This window comes from Paenibacillus sp. FSL H3-0457 (assembly GCF_037981725.1).
Lineage (GTDB): Bacteria > Bacillota > Bacilli > Paenibacillales > Paenibacillaceae > Paenibacillus > Paenibacillus amylolyticus.
On the sequence record NZ_CP150283.1, the window covers coordinates 5,302,585 to 5,325,624 of the forward strand.

General features: G+C 49.9%; 30 protein-coding genes. 3 read left to right on the forward strand and 27 right to left on the reverse strand.

Annotated features, from left to right (window positions below; all coding sequences use genetic code 11):
• Positions 1 to 19 precede the first annotated feature (19 nt).
• The 18 genes from MHH25_RS23425 to MHH25_RS23510 all read right to left on the reverse strand — a co-directional run bounded on the left by MHH25_RS23425 (position 20) and on the right by MHH25_RS23510 (position 15,401).
• On the reverse strand, positions 20 to 982 hold the full coding sequence (locus MHH25_RS23425; protein WP_340018284.1) for a Mu-like prophage major head subunit gpT family protein: 963 nt from the start codon (positions 980 to 982) through the stop codon (positions 20 to 22).
• Between the two features lie 28 nt (positions 983 to 1,010).
• On the reverse strand, positions 1,011 to 1,430 hold the full coding sequence (locus MHH25_RS23430) for a hypothetical protein (RefSeq protein ID WP_340018285.1): 420 nt from the start codon (positions 1,428 to 1,430) through the stop codon (positions 1,011 to 1,013).
• Between the two features lie 14 nt (positions 1,431 to 1,444).
• Positions 1,445 to 2,401 (reverse strand): hypothetical protein, encoded by a 957-nt coding sequence (locus MHH25_RS23435; protein WP_340018286.1) that lies wholly within the window; start codon positions 2,399 to 2,401, stop codon positions 1,445 to 1,447.
• Positions 2,402 to 2,459: 58 nt separating this feature from the next.
• Positions 2,460 to 4,538 (reverse strand): hypothetical protein, encoded by a 2,079-nt coding sequence (locus tag MHH25_RS23440; RefSeq protein WP_340018287.1) that lies wholly within the window; start codon positions 4,536 to 4,538, stop codon positions 2,460 to 2,462.
• Positions 4,535 to 4,756 carry a hypothetical protein gene (locus tag MHH25_RS23445; protein ID WP_340018288.1) on the reverse strand — a complete coding sequence of 74 codons (222 nt, stop codon included), beginning with the start codon at positions 4,754 to 4,756 and terminating at the stop codon, positions 4,535 to 4,537. Before MHH25_RS23445 ends, MHH25_RS23440 begins: the two co-directional genes overlap by 4 nt.
• Positions 4,757 to 4,978: 222 nt before the next feature.
• On the reverse strand, positions 4,979 to 6,433 hold the full coding sequence (locus MHH25_RS23450; protein WP_340018289.1) for a terminase family protein: 1,455 nt from the start codon (positions 6,431 to 6,433) through the stop codon (positions 4,979 to 4,981).
• A complete protein-coding gene (locus tag MHH25_RS23455) occupies positions 6,426 to 6,905 on the reverse strand; it encodes a transposase (RefSeq protein ID WP_340018290.1) in 480 nt (159 codons plus the stop codon). The genes MHH25_RS23450 and MHH25_RS23455 overlap by 8 nt, the downstream gene beginning before the upstream one ends.
• 95 nt (positions 6,906 to 7,000) lie before the next feature.
• Positions 7,001 to 7,753: a hypothetical protein gene (locus tag MHH25_RS23460; protein WP_340018291.1), complete on the reverse strand. Its 753-nt coding sequence runs from the start codon at positions 7,751 to 7,753 to the stop codon at positions 7,001 to 7,003.
• 127 nt (positions 7,754 to 7,880) lie between these two features.
• Positions 7,881 to 8,345: a sigma-70 family RNA polymerase sigma factor gene (locus MHH25_RS23465; protein WP_340018292.1), complete on the reverse strand. Its 465-nt coding sequence runs from the start codon at positions 8,343 to 8,345 to the stop codon at positions 7,881 to 7,883.
• Between the two features lie 3 nt (positions 8,346 to 8,348).
• Positions 8,349 to 9,209, reverse strand: a complete 861-nt coding sequence (locus MHH25_RS23470) for a hypothetical protein (RefSeq protein ID WP_340018293.1) — start codon at positions 9,207 to 9,209, stop codon at positions 8,349 to 8,351.
• Positions 9,210 to 9,223: 14 nt separating this feature from the next.
• Positions 9,224 to 10,612, reverse strand: coding sequence for a DEAD/DEAH box helicase (locus MHH25_RS23475; protein ID WP_340018294.1), 1,389 nt, complete (start codon positions 10,610 to 10,612; stop codon positions 9,224 to 9,226).
• A complete protein-coding gene (locus MHH25_RS23480) occupies positions 10,594 to 10,866 on the reverse strand; it encodes a VRR-NUC domain-containing protein (RefSeq protein WP_340018295.1) in 273 nt (90 codons plus the stop codon). Before MHH25_RS23480 ends, MHH25_RS23475 begins: the two co-directional genes overlap by 19 nt.
• Before the next feature lie 293 nt (positions 10,867 to 11,159).
• Positions 11,160 to 13,556, reverse strand: a complete 2,397-nt coding sequence (locus tag MHH25_RS23485; RefSeq protein WP_340018296.1) for a virulence-associated E family protein — start codon at positions 13,554 to 13,556, stop codon at positions 11,160 to 11,162.
• A gap of 17 nt (positions 13,557 to 13,573) precedes the next feature.
• Positions 13,574 to 13,996 carry a hypothetical protein gene (locus tag MHH25_RS23490; RefSeq protein ID WP_340018297.1) on the reverse strand — a complete coding sequence of 141 codons (423 nt, stop codon included), beginning with the start codon at positions 13,994 to 13,996 and terminating at the stop codon, positions 13,574 to 13,576.
• 3 nt (positions 13,997 to 13,999) lie between these two features.
• The gene (locus MHH25_RS23495; protein ID WP_340018298.1) at positions 14,000 to 14,182 is read right to left on the reverse strand and encodes a hypothetical protein; all 183 of its coding nucleotides are present in this window, start codon (positions 14,180 to 14,182) and stop codon (positions 14,000 to 14,002) included.
• A complete protein-coding gene (locus MHH25_RS23500) occupies positions 14,179 to 14,379 on the reverse strand; it encodes a hypothetical protein (protein ID WP_340018299.1) in 201 nt (66 codons plus the stop codon). The genes MHH25_RS23495 and MHH25_RS23500 overlap by 4 nt, the downstream gene beginning before the upstream one ends.
• Positions 14,380 to 14,384: 5 nt before the next feature.
• On the reverse strand, positions 14,385 to 14,900 hold the full coding sequence (locus MHH25_RS23505) for a hypothetical protein (protein ID WP_340018300.1): 516 nt from the start codon (positions 14,898 to 14,900) through the stop codon (positions 14,385 to 14,387).
• Between the two features lie 126 nt (positions 14,901 to 15,026).
• Positions 15,027 to 15,401, reverse strand: a complete 375-nt coding sequence (locus tag MHH25_RS23510; RefSeq protein WP_340018301.1) for a hypothetical protein — start codon at positions 15,399 to 15,401, stop codon at positions 15,027 to 15,029.
• Positions 15,402 to 15,506: 105 nt separating this feature from the next.
• Here MHH25_RS23510 and MHH25_RS23515 point away from each other — a divergent pair, with 105 nt between their 5' ends.
• The gene (locus tag MHH25_RS23515; RefSeq protein WP_340018302.1) at positions 15,507 to 15,941 is read left to right on the forward strand and encodes a hypothetical protein; all 435 of its coding nucleotides are present in this window, start codon (positions 15,507 to 15,509) and stop codon (positions 15,939 to 15,941) included.
• Here MHH25_RS23515 and MHH25_RS23520 read toward each other — a convergent pair whose 3' ends face one another.
• The 9 genes from MHH25_RS23520 to MHH25_RS23560 all read right to left on the reverse strand — a co-directional run bounded on the left by MHH25_RS23520 (position 15,942) and on the right by MHH25_RS23560 (position 21,888).
• Entirely contained in the window at positions 15,942 to 17,903 is a 1,962-nt protein-coding gene (locus tag MHH25_RS23520) for a DNA polymerase (RefSeq protein ID WP_340018303.1), read from the reverse strand.
• Between the two features lie 70 nt (positions 17,904 to 17,973).
• Positions 17,974 to 18,819, reverse strand: coding sequence for a DUF2815 family protein (locus tag MHH25_RS23525; protein WP_340018304.1), 846 nt, complete (start codon positions 18,817 to 18,819; stop codon positions 17,974 to 17,976).
• A gap of 24 nt (positions 18,820 to 18,843) precedes the next feature.
• The gene (locus tag MHH25_RS23530) at positions 18,844 to 20,040 is read right to left on the reverse strand and encodes a DUF2800 domain-containing protein (protein WP_340018305.1); all 1,197 of its coding nucleotides are present in this window, start codon (positions 20,038 to 20,040) and stop codon (positions 18,844 to 18,846) included.
• The gene (locus MHH25_RS23535) at positions 20,040 to 20,570 is read right to left on the reverse strand and encodes a hypothetical protein (RefSeq protein WP_340018306.1); all 531 of its coding nucleotides are present in this window, start codon (positions 20,568 to 20,570) and stop codon (positions 20,040 to 20,042) included. The genes MHH25_RS23530 and MHH25_RS23535 overlap by 1 nt, the downstream gene beginning before the upstream one ends.
• 22 nt (positions 20,571 to 20,592) lie before the next feature.
• Positions 20,593 to 20,847, reverse strand: a complete 255-nt coding sequence (locus MHH25_RS23540) for an AbrB/MazE/SpoVT family DNA-binding domain-containing protein (RefSeq protein WP_340020543.1) — start codon at positions 20,845 to 20,847, stop codon at positions 20,593 to 20,595.
• 209 nt (positions 20,848 to 21,056) lie between these two features.
• The gene (locus MHH25_RS23545; RefSeq protein ID WP_340018307.1) at positions 21,057 to 21,248 is read right to left on the reverse strand and encodes a hypothetical protein; all 192 of its coding nucleotides are present in this window, start codon (positions 21,246 to 21,248) and stop codon (positions 21,057 to 21,059) included.
• A gap of 15 nt (positions 21,249 to 21,263) precedes the next feature.
• On the reverse strand, positions 21,264 to 21,470 hold the full coding sequence (locus MHH25_RS23550; RefSeq protein ID WP_340018308.1) for a hypothetical protein: 207 nt from the start codon (positions 21,468 to 21,470) through the stop codon (positions 21,264 to 21,266).
• Positions 21,467 to 21,649, reverse strand: a complete 183-nt coding sequence (locus MHH25_RS23555) for a helix-turn-helix domain-containing protein (RefSeq protein WP_340018309.1) — start codon at positions 21,647 to 21,649, stop codon at positions 21,467 to 21,469. The genes MHH25_RS23550 and MHH25_RS23555 overlap by 4 nt, the downstream gene beginning before the upstream one ends.
• Positions 21,650 to 21,684: 35 nt before the next feature.
• Positions 21,685 to 21,888: a helix-turn-helix transcriptional regulator gene (locus MHH25_RS23560; protein WP_340018310.1), complete on the reverse strand. Its 204-nt coding sequence runs from the start codon at positions 21,886 to 21,888 to the stop codon at positions 21,685 to 21,687.
• Between the two features lie 243 nt (positions 21,889 to 22,131).
• Between MHH25_RS23560 and MHH25_RS23565 the strand changes: the two genes are divergently transcribed.
• Both MHH25_RS23565 and MHH25_RS23570 read left to right on the forward strand, forming a co-directional pair.
• Positions 22,132 to 22,587, forward strand: coding sequence for a helix-turn-helix transcriptional regulator (locus MHH25_RS23565; RefSeq protein ID WP_340018311.1), 456 nt, complete (start codon positions 22,132 to 22,134; stop codon positions 22,585 to 22,587).
• 9 nt (positions 22,588 to 22,596) lie between these two features.
• Complete coding sequence (locus MHH25_RS23570; protein WP_340018312.1) at positions 22,597 to 23,001, forward strand: ImmA/IrrE family metallo-endopeptidase; 405 nt, start codon at positions 22,597 to 22,599, stop codon at positions 22,999 to 23,001.
• Positions 23,002 to 23,040: the final 39 nt, after the last annotated feature.

Here is a 23,040-nt window from a genome sequence, read left to right on the forward strand (position 1 = left end):
AGAGGGGCCGGAGCTCCCTCTAGTCTTGAACATTATGGCCATAGATGAACGAATAGTTCGTGAACCCGTAAGCCCAGCGGCCGATGGCTTTAAACTTGGAGACTTCCGTGTCGAAGTCGGTAATCGTACCGTTCTCAATCTTACGTCTCCACTGCCAGATGTTGAACTGTTTCAGACGAGCCGAGTCGGCCGCAAACCAGTTCTTCCGTTTAGCTGCAGAGATGAACGGATTGACAATGACCTTGATCGTGCCCTGGTACATGTTCACGTCAAAGTGATTACTACCTGGCTCATACTTCGGCAGATCAGAGTCCGGCAAGCCGGCAATCTTAAATGCAGGGCGAGCGTTGTATGGGGAAACGATCAATGTATCAGGGATAACCGCTAATGGGTTACCTTTATCATCGTTCCACTCTTGCATAGCCACAGCCGTATCATCCCACGAATCAATAGTCAACGGGCTGCTACCAAGGTTGGACTGCACATCTGTGCTGTTCGTTGGGCTGTATGGGTGATCTGCAGCAAACAGTGCCTTACCATCTGGACCCATATACTTATCAATACGGCCGCGCCAGTTCGGTCCTGTTGTTGCAAATCCGTTATTCAGGAATTCCACTGCCTGAAGTTGCTGTGTCATATAAACCGATCCAGACAAAGATTTAATCCGGCGAGAAATCTCAGCAAGTTTCAGATCGTCAATGAAGTCACGTTCGATAATACGGCCATCCGAGAACTTCCGGTTTTTGATGATTTTCTCCCACAGGTCATCAACGTCCTCATAATGCACCTGGTTATTCGAGTGGCTCCATTCTTCCATGGTGCCTTCGCTGCCGACCCCTGTGTAAGACTCCATAGACTTGTTGGAAGTAGTCACGTTGTAAAGCATCGGAATAAAGTCCTTTTTATTTTTCATCTCCAGAGCGTAGAGCTCTCTATAAATCGGCTCCAGTACTTTCGGATCCCATCTCAATGCTGTTTGCATAATTTAATCCCCTCTCTGATCTTTCTAATTAGGACAATTGCCGGTTCTTAACTTTGAACCGCGCTGTCTTTTTATTTTCGTTAATCGCCAGTACTGCAAGAGAGCCGCCCGTTACGGTGGCCGAGTTGGCAGACAGGCCATCCGAAGCCAGAGCAATTCCAGATGCACCGGGTGTGAACCCTGCTGCAGCTGTTCCACTATAAGGGGCTTCGTACCAGTCACCCTCCCGAGCCAAAATAACCTCAGCTTCCTTGTCCGTTCCGGCTACTACATTTGTGGTAAGGAATGCGGCAATCGGGTCGGTTGCCCCTGCTTTTGTCCATCGTCCCGCTACCAACTTCACCGCTTCACCAGCAGATCCGGCTTCACCATCTGTCATAAGAAACTCCGTAATCCGTGTCGGATCCTTACCGTAGTCGTTGTATACGTACTTAAATCCTTGTGCCATCGTGCACAACCTCCCTATTTTTCAAAATTTTTAGCGTACTTCTCTGCCGTCTTAGGATCCAGGCCGAACGCGGAGAATGCATCGCGTAGCTCCTTCGGTGCCTGCGGATCCAGACTGCCCGGTGGATTGGTCTCCACCTGAGATCGCTTATTCAGGCGCTGGTTCTTAATGAACGACTGCTCAGCCTGCTTCCGGGTCTGAGCGGAAAGCTTATCCCGGTGAACCAGCTCATAGGCGTCAACCGGGTCATACCCACGCTGAATACGTGCCTGCATGTCCTGAGTGAGCCATGGGGCAGACGTGCCGTCCTCGGAAACCTCTTTGGCCAAGTCCGGATACTTCCGGAAGAAAGACTCCCAGGCTTCGACTTGCTGCTGTTGCTCTGCTTGTTGCTGGCGATTCGTCTGAGATTGCTCCGATTGCTGAATCAGCTCCTGTGCTTGCTGCAGAAGCGGATGCTGCTTCAGGTACTGGTCCAGCACGTCGGGATCAATACCGGCACTCACTGCATCTTCCCGCAGGCTCTGTTCTAAGCCATCAAAGTCATCTTTCCTCTTCTGAACCGCAGCCTGTTCGATGTGATCCAGGTTATCCAGTAACTCGGTATGATCCTTATATCCCTGCTGGCGTGCAAGGCGATCCAATGCCGATTCATACTGCTGATTGCGCCCCTTGATCTTTTCGTAATTCATGCCCTTCTCCACATAGCCCCGAACCTCTTCGTCCGGTACCAGCGTTTCCTGGCCGTTGTACTTCACCTGAAGCCCTTTGATGTCTGCAGGGTTAGCTGGATCTATGGCAGGATCCTCGTCTCCTGAATCGATATCCGGGTCTTCGCGCTCTTCTTCGGAACCCTCGGTACTCGGATAATCAATACCGAAAGCCTCGTAATACTCGCGGATCTCTTCCTCACTGTGACGGTCTTGCTCGTTCCCCTCTTCGCTTTGGCTGGCGCTTGGGTTGATACTCATGACATACATCCTCCTAATCCGCTATGGCTGGCGGCAGAATAAATAGGCCAAAGGATTCTCACCCTTGGCCTGGTCGTTGCGGTTGCATCAATTGGTTGGCGGTCTTAGCTGCTTCCAAATCCATTTTCTGTTGCTTCAGTCCCTGTTCGAAATCGCGATCACGTTGTTCTCGCTGGGCTTGCTCACCGTTGAATTGCTGCATGGATTGTTGCATAGATTGGTTTTCCTGCGTGAGCTGCTGCACCTGAGCCTGGGCTTCCTGTGCCTGTTGCTGGGCCTGCTGCAGTTGTTGCTGCATCCCTGAAGCTTCTTCAATCCGGCGCTTGATGACATCCATCGGCTCCATGCGTCCTGTCTGAATGACGAAACGTACAGCCTCAGCATCAACCATAGGCAACTGTGTAATCGGATCTCGTAGGTTCATCAGGTTAAAGATGAGCTGCAACCAGTATTCCCGATCCTGGGGTTTGTCCACACTAATGTTAACCAGGATGTCGAACTCAGGAACAAACTCCTCATCCACCGGAATCGCCTCTGGTTGCTCTTCTCCGGTCTCTGGATCGATTAAGGTATTTCCAGTATCGTATTGTGTCGGAACGCGAGAAATGACGGCATTCCGGCTGATTGAGACGTTACGTCCGGTGACCCTTGCAATCCGCTCTGTCGTGTAGAACTGAGCGATCAGCTCCACATACTGAGCGAACACCTCTTCCAGGGCTTCCTGGATCATGTCGGATGCGGTATTGAGACGAGTACCTGCAGCAGCCATCAAGGCCTTAGCCTGTTCACCACTGGTCACCTTACTGTTCGCTTGGCCATTGGAGCTATCAAACTGGCCCGGGATCTTCTGCAACATCTCGTCATAGTAGTTTAAGCTGTTGAACACGGTTGCCGGCACATTGACACCCTGCAGCTCTTTCACGTCATTCAAGCGACCCGGTGCTACGGGAAGCATGGCACCAGGCATTCCGCGTTGTTCCTGCCATGTGCGGGGCTTTGAGATGGCTCCCTCTTCATAGGCAATGGCTGCTCCGCCCATCTTGGCTGACGTCTCGATGGCGATCTCAGCAAACTTGTTTTTCATAATTTGCGGTTTGATCATATCCCTGGCAAACCCTTTACCCCAGGCTGAACCTTCCTCCGGATAAAGCGTACGTGCCGTAAATGGATATTGGCCATGATCATACACATACGACTTATGCTCCAGCATGACGCCTGACGTGGAGACATAGATGCAATGCACGCCGTCCATATCTCCCTTGGCCTTCGCCATCAGTTCGGATGGATCGTTACCCAGCGACAGAGCATCCTCAGCTAACTCGTTGAACAGCTCCTTGTCCTCGGGGGTCATCAGCTTCGGCAAGCCGCGGTACCAGTACTCGATCAGTCCCGACGTCTTATCTGTCCGGTGATTCTGGCTTTCCGTAGTATCGTCCCACAGATCGATATCAGATGAGCCGTTATCCGGTTGCACCTTCGCCCCTTGCTTCTTCCAACGCTTGCGGAAGTACTCCAGTGGCTGCCGAGTGTGGATGATGATTGCGGACATCTCCTGCAGGAAAATGAAATCATCAATGCGTGGATCTGGGAAGAAGGTAGCTAGATTCACAGGCAGGATATCGTTACGGCCCGTGTACTTGTTCGAACCTCGCCCACCTTCCACCGTTGGATCAAAGATCGTCTTATAGATCAGCGGACCGTGAATAACCATCCGGCGTACAGCTCGCATATGCTTGTGCTTGAATTTGATCTTGCGCAGCTCATACGGCATGAAGTCGTTCAGGTCCCGAGCCTTGGTTTCATCCCCTGGCTCAGGTGCACTGAAATCCGGATAGGGCATCCAGCCTGCAAGCTTGCCCACGATTGACTCCAGTTGTGAAAACACGATGTTGTCCACGGAATCAGGTCTGCGCTTGGAAGTTGCATCGGTACGTAGACCGTGCCAGTGATCACCCATGTAAAACCGCTGTTCCTTGCGCCAGTGTTCCTCCACCGGCTGCCTGGCTGCTTTGAACACCTGGTAATCCTCGTTAACCACTTCCCAGATCCGCTGCTGTTCTAGCGTGTTGGGGTTCGTGGAGTCGGTGGCATCTTCCCCCGTGAATATCCCCTTCACCTTGTCAAGTAAAGTACTCATTCTTCATCACCCTCCATCGGGTCGTCATACCAGCTCATTCGTTTTTGTGGCTTGTCGTCCGGAGGACGTCCAGGCTGAATACGCGTAGACAGGTACTCGCTATGATTACGAGCGACTAATCGATTCGTCAGATCCTTGATGGCCTTGTCCTGCTCACGCAGCTGAAACACCAAGAAGCCGATCACCACGACGTTAATAACGGCGAATACTATTTCCATTTTTCACTCTCCTGTCTGCATAATGAGTGCATAAAATAACTGCTGGAACGAAATGTAAAAACCCTCAACCACGAGGGTTCAAGGCACGTTGCATAAACGATGCATAAACGTTTCGGACTCGATGCATCTCAACTCCTTATGTACCAAGGGTCTGAGGTTTCAGACTATTGCACAAAAGCCCGGGTTTTGAACACAAGTCCTGCATAAATATTGCATACGGAATTACCAGAAGCCTTCAACCTCTGGCAGATCGTCGTCCTCATCGTCGAAGTCCTCCCGCTTGCCTCCTGGCAGTGATTCCGGGTTGGCTCCCCACGGCTTCTCTCCCTTGGCTGCAGTCGGTTGACTCATGACCCAATAACGCAGCGCATCCGGAATATGATCCAGCGCGTGAGCGGCAACGTCCTCCACCTTGCGCGGATCGTGCATCATGGCCGGAATCGCTTCGATGGCTTTTACGCACGTACTGAATATCTTCAGTTTGGCTGTCTTATACTTATTGCCGGTAACCCAATCCACTTCGTCCGTAACATGCAGCCACTCTCGCACCCGTTTCCAGCCATTGACGCGTTCCTTCTTCGCCTGGATCAGCGGAACGTCCTTCTGAGCGAAGATCTCTGCAGGCGTGATGTTCTCCGTCTTGGCTTTGTTCCAGAATGAGGTATCCGCCACGTTGTACTCGTACCGCTCTCTTACAGGGCTGTTCAGCCTAGTGATCTCCACCTGCTCACTGGTTAAGAGCTTGGTCTGCGCCAGCTCCCGATATAGATACCCGGTACCATCTGGCGCTAAGGCGATCCAGAGACAAACGAACGGATCGGTGTACCCTTCATCCAATGCCCGGTACTTCTTCCATTCCCGTGGGATCTCGAACGGATCCACGACGTGGACGGCTCGACTGAACTCACCAAAGTACTGACCTGCGAATACATCCCAATCCCCTTCAAGCAGCTGCTTCCGCTCAATGTCGGGCAGGGCCAATAGACGCGCCAAATAGCCCGGATCCGATTGGACCAAGGCCTGATTGTCGTGAACAGTCGCGGGAATGAAGATCCTGCTACGTATGATCGGCTCCCCTGCCAGAGGGGTTCCCTCGGGCCAGAACAGCGTATTGCCTTCGTCATCGGTCTCCCTAATGCGATGCACTGTCTCAGCGGGACCGGGTGACACGAATCGCTTCTTAACCCAGGTATGACCAACACCACCTGGGTTCGTTGTGCTTTTGACTGACCGAGGGAATGGCTTACTCCCCCGCAAACGAGAAAGCATGTACAGATACCATTTTTCCTCGAACTGCGTTAACTCCTCCCACCGGATGACGTCATACTCTGCACCCTGGTAGTTCGTATAGTTGGAGTCATTGTCCCAATACGCTAACTCAATAACAGAGCCGTTGACAAAGGTCCATTCATACTTGGATTGGTTGTACTTCCCAAGTTCTTTCGGGAACACCTGCAACGTTCTGGCAATGATGGAGCGCTTGAGATCAGGGTACGTACGTCGGAAGATGATCTGACGACTGCCTGGATACTGCATGGCGTATTTCAAGGCGTCCCAGATCGTCGCCTCCGACTTACCTCCACCTGCAGCACCACCGTACAGGATCTCATCAGCTTCAGTCTGGTGGTAGACCTGCTGACGGGGCTGAGGCTTGTAGGGAATGACTACTCTACTCATCTTTGCTCATCCCCGCATCAAAGATCACTTGCATAGATCCCGACACATCGGCGTCAACCTCTTTCTTGTCACGCCACGTCTCAGGTTTACGGTTCTTCAACCAGAAGATCTGAGCCGTAACATCCGGCTGAACTTCCTTCGTAACTCGCTTAGTCTCCACCATAACTGTCTTATACTCGCCAGTCTCTTCGTCAAGCTCCCGCGCAGCCTCTTTGGTTACCTCATCGTATCGATAGCCCAGGGCCCGTTTAAACAGGGCATTTTCGACTTCAACGTCTACAACCTCTTGGCCCCTTTTTAGGGCCTCCGATAATTCCGGAAACTTATTTTTGTAATCAGAAAAAGAGGACATCGCCACGCCTAACTTCTTGGCAATATCCTCTTGAATCATCCCATCACGAGCCCACGCCTCGATCAGCAGGAGTTTGGGTTCTACGTGCGTCTGATATTTACTTTTCCGTCCTCCTGCCATCGCTTTCAGCTCCTTTATGTATTTTGACAAAAGAAAAAGCACCCCGAAGGATGCCTTAACGATTACGACAATTCTTTGATTATTTTCCTATAAATTTAAGGCGTTGAATCCCTAATATTTTGCCTTTTTTCTTTTTCTTCATCAATACTGGTGATTACTATATCAATAATCTCTAAAATATTATTTATGTCTTCTTTTGTCTTCGTTATGCTTCCATTACGAATCATCTGCTCTCGTTCCTCGGTCATTCTTTCAATTTGTTCAGCCATTGTTAGGGCTCGATGCATTTTCTCGTAATCCTCGGGTGTTTTTTCAAGAATATCAATTAAAAGCTGTTCTTTCACTGAATCTAGATAACCAAGGTCAGTGGAGAAGTTTTTATACAATGACTTGTACGAATTGCTTATCATAATTAACGATATGGAAAGGTCTGTATCTTCGACACGATCAATATCAGTCCAAAACACCTGACTCATTTCATACATCTCAAAACGAAATTCTGTTGCAGTCTCACCACTACTAATCCTTCCTAGCTCCTTTAAAGAATCCTCCATTGCGATTAAATCATATTTAATTTTTAATAGCGCAGGCTTCTGATTCATGAAAGAAATCATTTCCTCGTTAGCAACTTGCTTTTGAAACTGAGTTGTTATTTGATACCTCGCGACTATAAAAGCTACAACCGCACCAGTTATGGCACCTATGTATCCTCCAAAAAAGCCCACCCATGAATTTTCGTCACCAATCGTTAGAAAACCAAAAGGCAAACGAATTAACTGACTTAGAATAATGGGAGCCACTACAAGAAGGCCACCCACTATAGCAATATTTTTTTTATTTAGTTTCACTACCTCTATCGCTCCTCCTAGAGTTCTACTAAGTAAGAAGAGCCCTCCGTAATGGAGAGCCCTATGATAGACAGACTTATGGTATACATATTGTACGACACGTTGTACGACAGTACGTACGACACGATCACAAAAATTCTTTTGAAATCTTGTCCTTAGCCCTTGCAACATACTCCTGCACTGACCGTTTTGATAGATTTAGTTTAGACGAAATCTCCAAAAGCGTCAAGCCTTGCGCCATATGGAGCAGAAAGCATGTTCGCTCCCGATCACTCAGGGCAAGTAACGCATCCACCAGACGCAGCCGTTCAGCATCGGTGATCTCCTGCCCTGACAGCTTGATATAGATTTCCCTTTGCCGATACACATCGGTAATCTCGACACCACGACGGCTGCCTGGCCTTCTCCCGCGCTTTAGCCACGTCAGGGCATATCTCATGTCCGACAGCATTTCAGAGACTGTCCCAGCCTCCTCTTTCTCTTGGGGATCGTCCAGATCCAGACTCTTTCGGTAATTGTCCAATGCTCGGGAATCCGTTGCGTATTGACTGATCAGTGTCTCAATCCACGTTGCTTTGGTCGTTGTTGTCATAGGCTATTCCCCCGATGCAGACAGCCGGTTCAGAATCCAACGTGCTCGGGTCAGATCCTGAATAGCTGTATCCAAGCGCTGAACCTCAGTATCTGGCACCACACTTGCAGGCGTCTGCTGACTCAACTGCGCATCCAAAAGATCAGCATTACGCTCCACCAGACGGCTATTCTCGGCAATCAAAGCGTCATTACTTTCACGTAATACGTTAATGGTCTCCAGATGTTCTGAGATTTTAGCTATTTGATCCTGACCTAGCTTATAGCCACTCTCAAACATTCTCTTGTATTCGTTCTTATCGTCTTCCAGTTCTCTGCACAACGTAGCATTTTGATCATTTTTATCTCGAAGCTGTTCAACCTCTGCCCAGGCTTTCGTCGCTTCGTTCTGCGCTGACACCATTCTTTGATCCAGACGCTGATTCTCTACAGTCAGCCGTTCAATCTCCTTCTCCGCTTTGTCTAGCAGTTCCACTTTCGGGTCAGCTCCCGGTGAAACATCTTTCTCCCGAAGCAACTTCTCCTGTCCAGGCTTCCGGGCATCCGCCCATTTGCTGACGTGGTTGTAGATCGTCACCTCGGAAACACCCTGCTCTTTGGCGATCTTCGCAACGCTCTTCCCTGATGCACGCTCTGCGTTGAACTGTTCTTCGGTAAGTGTAAACTTTGCCATATCGTTATCCCCCTTGGGTTTGGTTTTTATCTCAATCGGTTTTTTGAAGGCCTTATCTGCCTTTGTTGCTGGATACTTCTGCCGGATTTCCTCCAACTCTTCAGGCGACAATTGCGAAGTTATGACGGGAGACTTAACTGCAGCTCTCAATTCGTTCTCTCGCTTGGGAATGCCATAGTGCCAGTTACTCAAAGGGTTCACCCTCTCTATTTGATCCGCTCAATCCGGGCTTTCAGTGCGTCCAGAAGCTTATCCTGTGTGGCGGCCTTACCTTCCAGGGCTTTCATCACGTCTTCGTCAGCTCCACCTTGCACCACCAGGTGATGCAGGATAACCTTCTGCTTCTGGCCCTGCCTATGCAAACGGCCGTTAGCTTGCTGGTAAAGCTCAAGGCTCCAGTTCAGGCCAAACCACACGACATGGTTACCGCCATCCTGCAAATTAAGTCCATAGGCGGCACTGGCGGGATGGGCAAGCAGGATATCCACCTTGCCGGCATTCCAATCCAGTTGGTCCTGCGGCGTCTTCAGCTCACGGATCCGTAAGGACGTTTTCTCCAAAGCCTTCTTGATCCGGGTCAGGTCATGCTGGAAGCTGTAGAACACCAAAGCCGATTTACCATTAAGCTGCTCTACCAGCTCCATGAAGGCTTCCACCTTGTTATCGTGGATCTCGAAGACCTGCCGGTTCTCATCGTACAAGGCTCCGTTACACAGCTGCAGCAACTTGCCTGATAGCGCCGCTGCGCTGGTGACGGATATCTCCGTTCCGTCCTCGATCTCCAGAAGCAACTGCTTCTCCAGCTGGTTATATTGCTTCTGGGCTTTCGCATCCAGGACAACGGGAATGACGTTCATGATGCTATCAGGCAGCTCCAGATAATCCTCAGCCTTCATGCTGATACATAGATCGGCAATCTGTCTCTGAATCACATCATCCGCACCGGGTTTTGCGGTGTAGCCGTGGCCGTTATAATTCTTCTCGAAATACTTCACACGGTACCCGGTGATGTTCTTCTCCAGACGTTTCCCCTGATCTAATAGATTCACCTGGGCCCACAGGTCAAGTAGCCCGTTGGGTGCGGGGGTACCTGTTAGGCCCACGATCCGCTTGATATGCGGCCGTACCCACGTCAAAACTTTGAATCGCTGCGCCTTATGATTCTTGAAGCTGGACAGCTCGTCCAGCACCACCATGTCAAAGGGCCAGGCATTCCGATAATACTCCACAAGCCATGCAACATTTTCCCGGTTGATCACCCATACGTCTCCTGGGGTGTTCAGCGCCTTGATCCGCTGCTGTACGGTACCCAGCACTGTAATGATTCGCATATGCTTCAGGTGCTGCCACTTGGCTGCTTCGTTCCCCCAGGTAGCCTCTGCCACTTTCTTGGGGGCAATGACCAAGGTCCGGCTGACCGCGAATCGGTTGTACTTCAGGTCGTTAACGGCGGTCAAGGTAATCACGGTTTTCCCTAGACCCAGATCCAGAAACAGTCCAAGGGCATCATCTGTCAAAAGCCGGTTAATGCAATACCGCTGATAGTCATGCGGGACAAACTTCTTCCGCTCGGCGCTTATAGCTCCTGCAGCCATGCGTCCACCTGCTCTCTGCTGTCGATCACCCGTACCTCATGGCCCAAAGCCTGCATGCGCTTATGCTGCACCTGCTGCAGCTTGGTGGGTTTCTTACCTGGGGCCTTCAACTCCACGAATACGGTTCGGCCTTTAGGAAGCAGTACTATCCGGTCAGGCACTCCGGAGTTACCAGGCGATACGAATTTATAGGCGATGCCACCAAGGGCTTTTATCTTATCTCGTAAATAGGATTCAATTTGGCTCTCTTTCACTTGACAACCCTCCTCAGGCTGTGTTACGCGTGCACACGCTACGCACACGGAACATTCTAGTTATTAGGTGTATCAGGCGGTATATATTTTCTATAATCTCTCTAATCTCTTTAATATTTACCTTTAACTATTAAAGTGTCCAAAGTGTCCAATAAAGTAATAATATATTGATATATAGCGGTTTTTTCCTTGGACACTTACTTGGACACTCGCTTGGACACTTCAAAATCTGTCCAAAATGAAAGTTGGACACTCGGTAGACTGTCCAAGATGGTTTGTCCAATCTGTCCAAGTCATTTTTTCCGAAAACCTCGCTGCCAGTTGTATGGGCCAAACCAACCTTTGTACTCTTCCCACCCTGGGATGCAAGACAATATACCGTTAATTTCTCGTGTATCTGACTGCTTAATATACTTGATGTCCGAATTGAAGCATTCGCACCAAATCTCAGCGGCACATATCCGGTCCCGGGGGCCTCCCTCGCCTTCCTGGGGCTTCCCAAACTCACCGGACCAGTACATTCGTCTCGTCGGTAAATCGCGCTTCTGCCAATCAGCAGGTACATCTCGACTCACGAATGCTTGTATGATGCCTTCCTTTGCGCTACTCTCCCTGTGGGCCTCCTGGCGCTCTTTGGCCATGTCCTCGATCTCACCTGAAAGATACAGAGGCTCACTCAGCTGCCACCGTACAAAAGCTTCCGCATATATCTGATCCACTTCACCCTTCAGATCCTGAAACACGCTCTTTGTCGGCTTTACGATGCCAACATCGATTGGCCAAAACCGTCGATTCCCTGTACGATCCCGTAGGAACTCACTGTCATTCGTTGTTCCGAAGAAGACGCAGCGCCGTGGATAAGGCATTGTCCGCTTGCCGTATGCCTCACGATAAATGTCCTCCGTCCGACTCAGGAACTGCTTTACGGCGTTACTCTCGGACTTACTCATCCCCGTCAGCTCCCCTACCTCATTGAGCCAAACACCTTGTATCAACTCCATGGCGTCCTTGCCCTCAAAGGTGGTCAAGCTGTCGGAATACCAGTCCTTGCCCATGTACCGCAGAAATGTGGATTTACCTAGCCCCTGCAGCCCCGCCAGAATCGGCATATAGTCCCATTTGACGCCGGGCTCCATCGCTCTGGCCACAGCAGCCGTGAAGGACTTCCGGGACACTGCCCGGGTGTACAGGCTGTCCTCTGCACCCAGATAATCGGTGAACAGCGTGTCCAGTCTCGGCACACCATCCCACGTCAGCCCTTCCAGGTACCGCCGCACATCGTTGAACCGCTTCTTATGCGTGATCAGGGTTAAAGCGTTGTTGATCTTGGCGTCTACCGCGATACCGTACACCTTTTCGATGTAATGATAGATCCCTGCATCGTCTGAACTGGCCCAAGGCCGCCGTTCTTCCCTGGCATCCCAAGGCAGCGCCCCAAGCACCAGACCCCGATTGGCGAATTCATCAAACGCAATCTTATCCTTTAACGCTGGGTCATACTCCAGTACGATAAGCACATTATCTACCGTCTTCAGGTAAACACCGTTACTGTTGAACTCCAGCCGCCGCATCCAGTCCATATCCTCTGGCTCTGCCGGCAACACTGGAGAGTCGGCAAACGCCGCTGTAGCCTTCTGGTGTCGTTCCTGCATCAGCAGTCCGGCCACAGGCTCCTGGCGCATGGCGAAGTCCATCATGGCTGTGTATGAAGGAAGCTTATTCGTAGGAGTCCCAAGCTTCGCCTCGTCGTCCTGATCTCCGAACTTGTGAAGCCGCACCAGGTCAAAACTGTTTACCAGTCGTCCGCCTGTCGGATCCGTAGCATGATGGGAGAATAGAAACTGGCCATCGTCATAAACGATCGCACCGCCTGTGGTCGAACCGCCTACGTACGTAAGTCGGCCACTGCCATCATCCGTATTCAGATAGACACCTGGTAAGAATGCGTCAATGGCTGCCGGCACGTCGTAGACCTTACAGAAAGCCCCGACCATGCCTTGCTTCTCGGTGGGATCACCCTGTTTGGCCGCCAGACGTACATGGGTCTGGCCGGTACCAGGCACCTGTGGCCATGAAGCCACATTGCGCCAGTCAGCATACATGGCCAACAGGCCGTCTACTGAAAGAAAAGGCTTATCCCCGAACGTGAACACGAACTGACTGTCTGCGCTGCAGCTTGGCCAGTACATGAGCCGTGAAGCTTCGAATGTGGTCGGATCACAAAGCCCAATGCCGATGATCTCCCCGAGCTTCCGGGCAATCGGTTCATACTCATCAGCTGTGGCCATCCGATCAAGCGGCGCCACGACCCGAAGCCGTGGACGGTTCTCTTCATGCTTCCGTGTACTATAAACGGCATAGCCGCAGCCCAGGGCATCCAGGCGGCGAAGGATATCCGCCGTCGCGCCTGCTGGAATATTATCAAGGTCAAGCGTAACCAGATCACGGCCAATGACCGCGTTGGCTTTCCGGCGACCGCCTGACAGACTGCCACCGACAAAGCCGCCAACGTCCTTCAGGTCATCCTGTTTGCTCTTAGGCAGCTGCAAGTATTCCGCCAGCGTTTCCGCACCCCGTACAGCAGTCCGTAAACGCTCGACGATCTCCGACCAATAGGCCGTTTGCGTCTGCCAGTTTGTGCTGTGTCTGGTCCCGGCGCTTGATATAGTTAGTTGTCTGTCAAAATGCATGACGCCTGCCTCCTGGTTTAATCAATCTCTATAACAGGTAAATCCGAAAGTGCATACTGCTGCCAAGGTGGTATCTCGTAAAGCTCTAGCTCGCCGTGGTTGCAACTATTGGACGGGTCTTCATGATGTATCATCAGCACGCCACCTGGTTCGATTCGAACATCTACACGTCGATGCTTCAGTGATCGGGTTAACCTGCGGAACAGTTCATAGTCAATGACCATCGAACGATCCTTGTCCTCAATGACTGCTGGGTAACCTTTGACTGGTGAAAGAGCATCAAACTGACGGAGCAGTTCTTTTTTCCGTTTCATCTCCACAGGAGCAGTACACGCTCGGATCTGGGCACCTAGCAAAATTCGTTTCTTGGATATCGCTGTATTCGCACGTTTCTTCACATCAGCAATGTGCTTCTTTTCCTGCACAGTTAAGGCTCTCATGGGCTAACCCTCCCCTCTATGGATGTCACTTAATGCGCTCCACGTCTGACGTTTAATATCCTCCAACACTTCGAATACTTCATGTGGAGTCAGTCCGTCGTTCTCGATCATTTCAATCATGCCTGTAATCACAAACGCGTGGGCTCGGTTATTACCATCAAATCGCAATTTATCTGGTTTACTCATGTCGGATCACCATCCTCATATTTCCGAGTTGGGAATACATCGACATACTGCATGGCATCTTCCCAGATCGCTTTATAGATGATTTCATCTTGTTCTTCTGATGATTTCCCTTCTAATTCAGAAGCTTCAATCTCGACCGTTCCTTCACGCTCAGCTCCGGGAAATCCAATAGTCATTTTCCAATCGACGTTTAACACTATAATCACCGCTTTCCAAATATCTGTGCTGCCCAATCTCCTTCTCGTTCCCTGAGCCGCTTAGCCCCCAGGACACCTGACTGCTGATGTGACCTTAAAGGTTCAGTGGCTGCACGGTCATAATCCCAACCTATAGATTTAATCCGGTGAACAAATGTGGCATAAGCTATTCCGTTTTGAGCAGCGAGATCCACATACTCCTTGGGATAAACGCGAATAGCCTCTGTGGCTCTTGCCGTCTGAGCCTTTGCCTGTTCAGGCGTCTGGAGAGGTTCGGTTGCTGCCCGTTCCATCGTCCAACCTCGATTGATCCGGGACATGAACGTGTCATAACTAACTCCGTTGTTCTCTGCTTCGGCTTTCCAGCGCCTACGATCCGTGAGCGGACGCGGCGGTGTTGTCATTGCCTGTTGCTTTGGCCAACCCTGTGCACGAATACGCCGATCCAACATTGCTGGCTTTATTCCGAGCTTGGCCGCTTCTGCATACTCCCCTGGAGTGATGTAGAAATAATGCCCCATTTTGCTTGTCGCCTCCTTGGCGGTGGTTCCGGAAGAGGCTTGTACACCTCACCGATCACCTTACCGCTATCGTCTGTGACAATATCCCAAGGGATATCTGATTTATACAGGTCAGTGAACATCGGCTTAAAGCACCTTGCCGCCATGCCGCTTCGGCCGAGTAGCGTTGTATGCCATCTTCTCCTGAATAGCCTTTTCCAGATCAATTCCATAGTGACCGCACACATCTAGAACACGGATAACGATGCCGGCCAGCTCGGAAGGAATTCCGCAGGGCTTCCAATCAGCATCCAGCATTGTGGAACGTTCAATAATCTGGCCATCAAAATTCTTCACCTCATACCAAACCTCTGTCGGCTGCTTCCCGCTTCGGAAATCTTCCAGCGCCTCCGAAGCTTCCGAATGGATCAGTGCGATGGTTTCACCAAAGCTGGGATTCTTGTCCCACCAGCCTTTGCTCGAAGCATTGGCGTGGGCCGCTTTAACTAATTCATTTATCATGAAATCAACCTCCGGATTCTAATATTTAGGAAACAAAGGATTTCTTTAAATCAAAAGCGAATAAAGTCAACGTTAGAAATAAAATTACATAAGGGAGATTTATCTATGGAATTCATCTCAAAAACAGAATTTAGATTGCACCTGAAAGCTGAAGGTGAAGCCATTCAGAATTTTGATTGGGACGAAGAAATCCCAGTCAACGAAGCAGTTGATAAAGCGCCAGAAAGAGAAGGAGTACTCCTCCTGTTGGACAAAAATCGAAATATCATCTTTGTTTCGACATCTAATGATTTAAAAAGACGTACAAATGAGCTACTAAACAAATCGAATGGCAGATTCGATGAAACAGTTTTTGTACAATTCAGTCTTGAAACTGAATATCTAAAACGCTTTGCTAACAGACATAGCCTTAAATTTCTTTTGTTAGCACTTGAAATTGGAGAAAATAATTTTGAAAACGTACTTGACGACGACGATCCAAGAATTGTTGAAAAACTAGAACGCCTTCAGAAAATTTTTATCGATGCACATAAGAATTAGTTAATCCTTCATGTAAAAGTCTGTGGTGAACCCGGCTGCCTTCAGTGGTAGCCCGGGAGCCCACGGTACCGGCTCTGCCATTAGATCCAATACCTTCTCCAGATCCTCCGGTTGATCCGACTCGATTCCAATTTCGTCATGCACATGCAGCACGGTGTCAAAACCGGCTTGTTCCACCCGCACCAGTGATACGGCCAGACAGTCCCGAGCAATTGCCTGGACAATGTTCTCGACAAGCTTTCCGCCATAGGTGTTGATCAGCGACCATTTGCCCGTCTTCTGATCCGGACCCATGTAGTGCAATGCCTGCTTACCAAAGTCGTTCTGAGCCAGGCGTGGCTCCACGTAATACAACTTTCTTCCGGAAGGCAGCTGAACCGTAAAGAAGTCCAGACCGTTACCGTGATGGCTCTCCCGAGCGAAGATGATGCCCCGAACACCTGCAGGCTGCCCCGTCTCCATAACACTCAGCGCCGCCTTTTCAAAGCTGAACCACAGATCCACAATGCGCCGATTGGCGTTACGCCACCGCGTTACAATCTCGGGCAGTTCGTCCTCTTCTAGACCCATATCCAAGGCGCCCATGGCGATCAAAGCACCGGAAGCACCCTGATAACCTAAAGCTAATTCAGACACCTTGCCTCGTTGACGCAGATCCTTATCTACCTGTTCAAGCGGAATCCCGAACATGGCCGACGCGGAAGCTTCATAAATTTTGCCGTGCGTTGCGAACACATCCAACCGCCATTGTTCTCCAGCAAGCCAGGCAATTACCCGGGCTTCGATTGCGGAGAAGTCGGCAATGTGTAGCTTCTTCCCGTCCGGAGCCACAAACGCGGTCCGGATCAATTGACTGAGCGTATCAGGAACGTTTCCGTACATCAGTTTCAACAGATTGACTTGCTGGCCGTGAACCAGCTGCCTCGCATATTCGAGCGTGTCCATCTTGTTCCTGGGGAGGTTGTGGACCTGGACCAATCGCCCTGCCCACCGGCCTGTCCGGTTCGCACCGTAGAACTGCAAGAGCCCTCGAACCCGTCCGTCCTCACAAGCTACCGTCTCCATGGCCACATACTTTTTAGTACTGGTCTTGGACAGCTCCCTGCGGATCTCCAGGACGCGCTTGGCTCTGCCATCTTCCACGTTGTCGATCAGTCCGGATACGGTGTCTTTCCTCAGATCCTCGACCTCTTCCCCGATCTCCTTGGATAGCCACTTTTTAAGTTGCTGCACTGACTTGGGGTTGTCTAAGCCGCTGAGCTGTATGGCTTCCTGCATCAGCTCCGCTGTGATCTGCTGATCTACGGCCAAAGCACCCTTGACCAGCTGCAGGTCACAGGCGATCCCTCGGGCATTGATCCGTTGATCCAAGAACCAAAGCTCCCACTCCATATCCGGAACCGGGAACACCGATAACCGGCGAAGGATCTCCACCTCTGCCACAACGTCACCCACACAGTACTGCTTGAACAGCTCCCACTTCTCAGGCTCATGATGGGGCAGAGTGCGCTTCCGGAAGCCAGTTGACTTGGCAGGCTTCTTGATCGGTACACAGAACGTCCGAATCAGTGCGCCACCGACGCCCATTTTCTTCTTGTCCTGGGGAAGTCCAAGCGCTTCGCCCACCTTGCCAAGTCCTGCAGGGTAACCACAGTACAAACCATGAATCTGTGTGCAGCGCCAATGCTCTACAGGTGAAGGCCAGAATTTGTTTAGACAGTACCATTCAAAAGCCGCGTTATATGCGTGTTTGATGACTTCTTTATCATTTAAAGCGCGGATAACTTCTTCCGGAATGACTTCACCCTGAGCTAGATCAATAATTCGCGTCGGGCCGCTATTCCAGGAATAAGCGAACAAAAGGATTTCAAAATCAGGACTTTGAACGTATCGATATAACCCTGCTTTCTTAATGTCGATGCTGCTGTAGGTCTCAATATCGATTGAAAGGTGCCATGTCATGTTGTTGGTTTCCTCCTTTCTGGTAAAGTGAAGGGGTTCCGAAGAACCCCTCTACTGAACTGCTTATGAATTAGATCCCGTAGATCCCGCCGCCAAGAGGCTTGCCGGTGATCGGATCGATCTGCTGTTGCGGTGGTTGCTGCTGTCCGTAGCCTTGTTGCGGAGCTTGTCCGTACTGCGGTTGCTGAGGTGCTTGACCGTAGCCAGGTTGTGCTGGCGGCTGTTGGCCGTATTGCGGTTGTTGTGGTGCTTGGCCATATCCCGGTTGAGTCGGAGGTTGCTGGCCATTCTGCGGCTGCTGTGGTGGTTGTTGGCCGTATTGCTGCGGCGGGATATGATCATAACCCTGTGGAGCTGGCTGGGGAACAAAGCCCACACCGCCTCCATTGCCACCGAAAGCTTGTTCAGCGGAGATCCGTCCACCCAAGGCTTCACCATCACGAAGGATCTGCACCGGACCAAGTCCGGCACCTACCCCTTTTTTGCCGCTGTTGCTATAGGGGAAGAAGTTAATATTCACTCGGCCATACACACCGGAGTACACACGGGTTTGGTCAATGATCGGTCCCATGTCTGGACCCACAACCGCCTGCTGCTGCTTGCTGCTGGCCGTCAGAACCCAATGACCTTTGCATTCAGGGCCAAATACTTCACCGTTTGGTCTTAATCCGTCCCCATCATGAATAGGATTGCTAGGTTGCGCCGGACGAGCACCGCCCCATACGCCAGCTACACCCTTTTGTGACGCAGCTTCAATGGCTGCATTGATACGTTGCATTGTGGCAAAATCGGATTTAGGAATCAGAATAGTAGTGCTGTATTTCGGCTCTTGCCCGGGTTTGTTGGCACGTGGAGTGAACAAGTTTACAAAGCTCAGTCTTACCTCGTTTGTGGTGATTGCTGTTTCTGTTGTCATATGGATTTATCCCCTTATCATGAATTAGTTTTGTGGTTGTTCTGGTGCAGGACCGAATACGTCTGCTGGATTAACTTGGGTTGTAATGCCAGGCCGCTTGTCATCATCAGGTACCAGTGTCGGCGCCCCTGATCTGCTGACCACGTGGCCGGACTCCTCCAGTAACTCGCGGTATTCCTTTTTGCCCAGCGTCTTCTCCAGCTGTGGCGGTGTTAATGGTTTACGATCATACAGGATCGCTTCCTCAATGCCTTTATCCTGCAGGTGCTTAAATGCTGCGTCCAAATCTGCATAATCACGACTGCCCCGACCCTCTACGGCTTTCCAGCCTGGAACGATTCCCCCTTTCAGTGCCTCAGCCAAAGCAAGCTTCTTCAGATCGGAGTACCAGCCGACAATTCCATCAGCTCGCTTCAATACATCTGCAGCTTCCTCCCAGCTAAGCAGAGGGGGCTTCAGCGGTGCTTTGGTGCCGGCTTCCATGATCTGCGTCACTCTTGCCCTGCAGGTCGCACTCGCACGGCAGAATTTGCAGTGATCACCTGGAACATACTCACCCTGGCCATCAAAGGCTGCCTGAGCAATCGGCTTGATCGACTCCCCCCAGGCCAGCAGCTCAGCCGCAGATAGCGACCACTCAGAGGGCTCATTCCACACTTTTGGTTGCACAATGGCCACATGCACGGACTCAATTGGAAACAGGAGACTGAAAGCCTTGTAAGCACCCAGCGCATACAGCTTCATTTGTGAATTGTTTTCAGCCGATACCGGAACGCCTTGGCCGTTCTTATAATCGATGACATGGAGCCTTCCGCTACCAATAATGATGCAGTCCGAGGTTCCGAAGCTTTCCGGAACAAAGTCGGTCAGATCTACTCGACGTTCGATGGCCACAAACGGCGGCGAAGGGAATTGGTGAACAATGGACTGAATGTAATCCAGGTATGAATTGGTGTGATCCTCCATGATTGGCTCATACAGCTCATCCGCTTTGTACTTCTTCAGCGCAGCGTTATACTTGCGAGTCGTCAGACCCGAGAACAGTTTCTGCAGCTTCAGCTCAGCGATCTCATGGGCGAGTGTACCGCGCTTGGCGGCCTCACTCTCACTATCAGGTAACGTGGCTTCGAGCCTGGCACTCGGCGTGCACTGCAACCAGCGGGATGCCCCACTGGCTGACAGCAGCGCATGTGCCCGCTCTGCATGTGCAATTTCCGTCATTAGATGCGGCCCCCAAGGCTGCGGAGGAACGTGGCAAATTCACCATACTTGCTTGGATCAAGCGCTGTGAGTGAACCAGCCCCTTGTTGCTGGAGCCATCCGATCAGATCGGGACCTTTACCTGCATCCATAACGGGCTGAGCAGCTACGCCAAGTTGATCAATCGTGTAAGCTGGTGCTGTTGTTGGAACGCCTGTTTGTTGCGGTGGCTGCTGTCCGTATTGCGGTTGTTCTGGTTGTTGGCCATACTGCGACGGCTGACCATAGACTGGCTGTTGGCCGTACTGAGGTTGCTGCCCATACTGTGGCTGTTGGCCATATTGGGGCTGCTGTGGCGGTTGTTGCACTGGAGCCTGGTTAGACGGCTGAGTCGGTGCCGGTTGTGTAGGAACACTGGAGACAGTTGTTTCTGCCGGCACAGAATCGTTCGGCATACTACCCAATGTGCCTGCCAGATCGTGCACCAGGTTTTTAATGTCAGTGGCGTTTACGGCTTGGAATGTGATTTGGATCGGAACGATATTTTGCATGGATGAGTCCTCCTAATAGGTTTTAGTTTGATTTAGTAAGCTCTGAAGCTTTATTAATACAAGGTGTACAGATCTGTTTACCATGAAATAAGTGCAGACTTTCAGTGTTGCCGCAGAGGATGCAGCCAGGTTGATACTTCCGAATGATGATCTTGTCACCTTCTACGAAGTACTCCAGCGGATCTCCTTCCTCAATAAAGTGAGCGCGGCGAAGTTCTTTTGGGATAACAACACGGCCCAGGTCATCAATGCGGCGAACAATACCAGTGGATTTCATGCTCATACTGAATCTCCTCTCTTCCGTAAACCGGCTTTAAATCGAGCAAAATATTTTAGCGAATGAATACGAGCCTGGCGCTTGGCATTCTCGTAAGCAGCAAATTCTAAACAGATGATTCGTTCATCACGAGTGAGGGCAAGCCAAACCTTTCCGGTTACATTCATTGCATAATCCTTTCTATCAGTGGTAAACTGACGGTAGAGTGTTTAATTGTGTGCAGCTGACAAGGGGTAGGAGCCTTCCAGCTGCATTTTTGCGTGCAGACGATTACGATATGTGCGATACTGCTTGTCCGCATGCGTAGCGACTTTGATATGGCCACTGCGGCGCATTTGGCTTGCAAGGGCCAAGTAAAAGGCACATGCTGCTTTGTAATGCTGTTTTGTCATCAAGGGCAAGATTCTCACCTCCTCTCATTCGTCATCATTTAAGCTAACGCCCACAATGCACTTTTCCGGATTTTTTCGAGTTGCAATCCGCCGCTGTGCAGTTGGTGACGTAAGCCAGTAAATGTACCGTTCAGAAACGCCTAACTCGTCAGCGCAATCCTTAGCGGTTCCCATAGCAAGAAGATCTTCACCTCTATAGATCGCGTATTCACTACGCATTGGCCGACTCATGCGGTAAACAACTCCTTTTCGTATTCCATCAACCATTCCCTTTTGATTCTCCAGCCACGGCCTTGTTTATAAGCTTTTAACTGGCCCTGCTTGATTCGATTAATAACTGTGTACTTGCTGACTTTCAGATACTTAGCAGCGTCAATTACATCAAGAGTGGGTCCTAAATCAGCTTCCATTTTTCTCTCACCACCTTTACTGCCAGAGTTAGATATTAGTTATTTTTCAGCAAGTCATCTACAGAACAGTTCAAAGCACCCGCAATTTTAATCAACGTATCTGCTGTAGGTCCCTTCTCCTTCTGTTCGAGACTGTATAAAACTGTTTGAGACACTCCACTTTCCTTACTCAGCCTGTAAATAGACCAATTTTTCAAAGCAAGCAATTTGTCTACATTATTTTTCACAGCCAACCCCATCTGATCACCTCCTCGATTACCTCCGGTATAATTGCTACCGTATAAGGTAATACTGCTTTCGAATTCGATAATACTACCTTATACGGTATGTCGTAAAGTGTCGTATTAACCCATTTCGGTAACAAAACCCACTAATACCTCGATCATGCTTTGTATTGCTTGACTTATATCCTAATTGCGTAGTAGTATTACCTTAAACGGTTATAACCGAATACGGATATACATATTTAGGGGGATAAGATCGTGAGTATCGCTGAAACAGTGTCTAAACTTATGGAGTCTGAGGGTTTGTCAAAGTATAAATTGGCAAAAGAATCGGGTGTGCCTTACACAACCTTGATTAAGATACTTGATGGCACCACAAAGAATCCTCAAATAGAATCCCTGCAAAGCATAGCTAAGTATTTCAATGTAGATGTTGATGATTTAATCGATTCCGGGTCTAGTCATGAAGCTAAGGTAGAAAAACCTGAATTGCCTACTTGGGCAACTAAAAAAGATATTGCTGACTTCAAACAGATGCTGGAAGAAGATCAACCGGTTATGTTTGACGGAGTACCAATAGAAGGTGAGAAGCGTCAAAGAGTAATGGACATCCTTTCTGGACTCTTTTGGGAAGCTAAAGAGCTTAATAAACAAACATATGGTACGAAGAAGAAAGTAAAAGAAGAAGAAGAAGAAAAAAACAGCCAGGAGTAGGTGACTGTTTTGGATGAAATTATTCATAAACTGGTGAAGAGATTTAAGTCAAACGACCCCTTTGTTATCGCAGAGGGTTTAAATATAAGGGTTAAATACGTCGCTTTCGAGGAAGGCACACGAGGACTTTACTATAGAAAACTACGAAGGCGATTTATTGTAATTGATTCTAACTTATCAGAAGATTGGAAAAGAGTAGTTTGTGCCCATGAGCTTGCTCATGATCGTTTACATCCCGGTCTCAGTAGATTCTGGATAGATCAACACACATTTTTCAATACAGGTAAATTTGAGCGGCAAGCTAACGTCTTTGCTGTGAAACTACTCACCTGCTTGGTCGCTCCTGAAATTGATGAATCCAACGAATCTTATTTGTTACGCTGTGGTATTCCGAAGCAGCTCCATCATATTTGAAGTATACTTTGCAATCCCCAGTCGCAAGGCTGTTTAAAT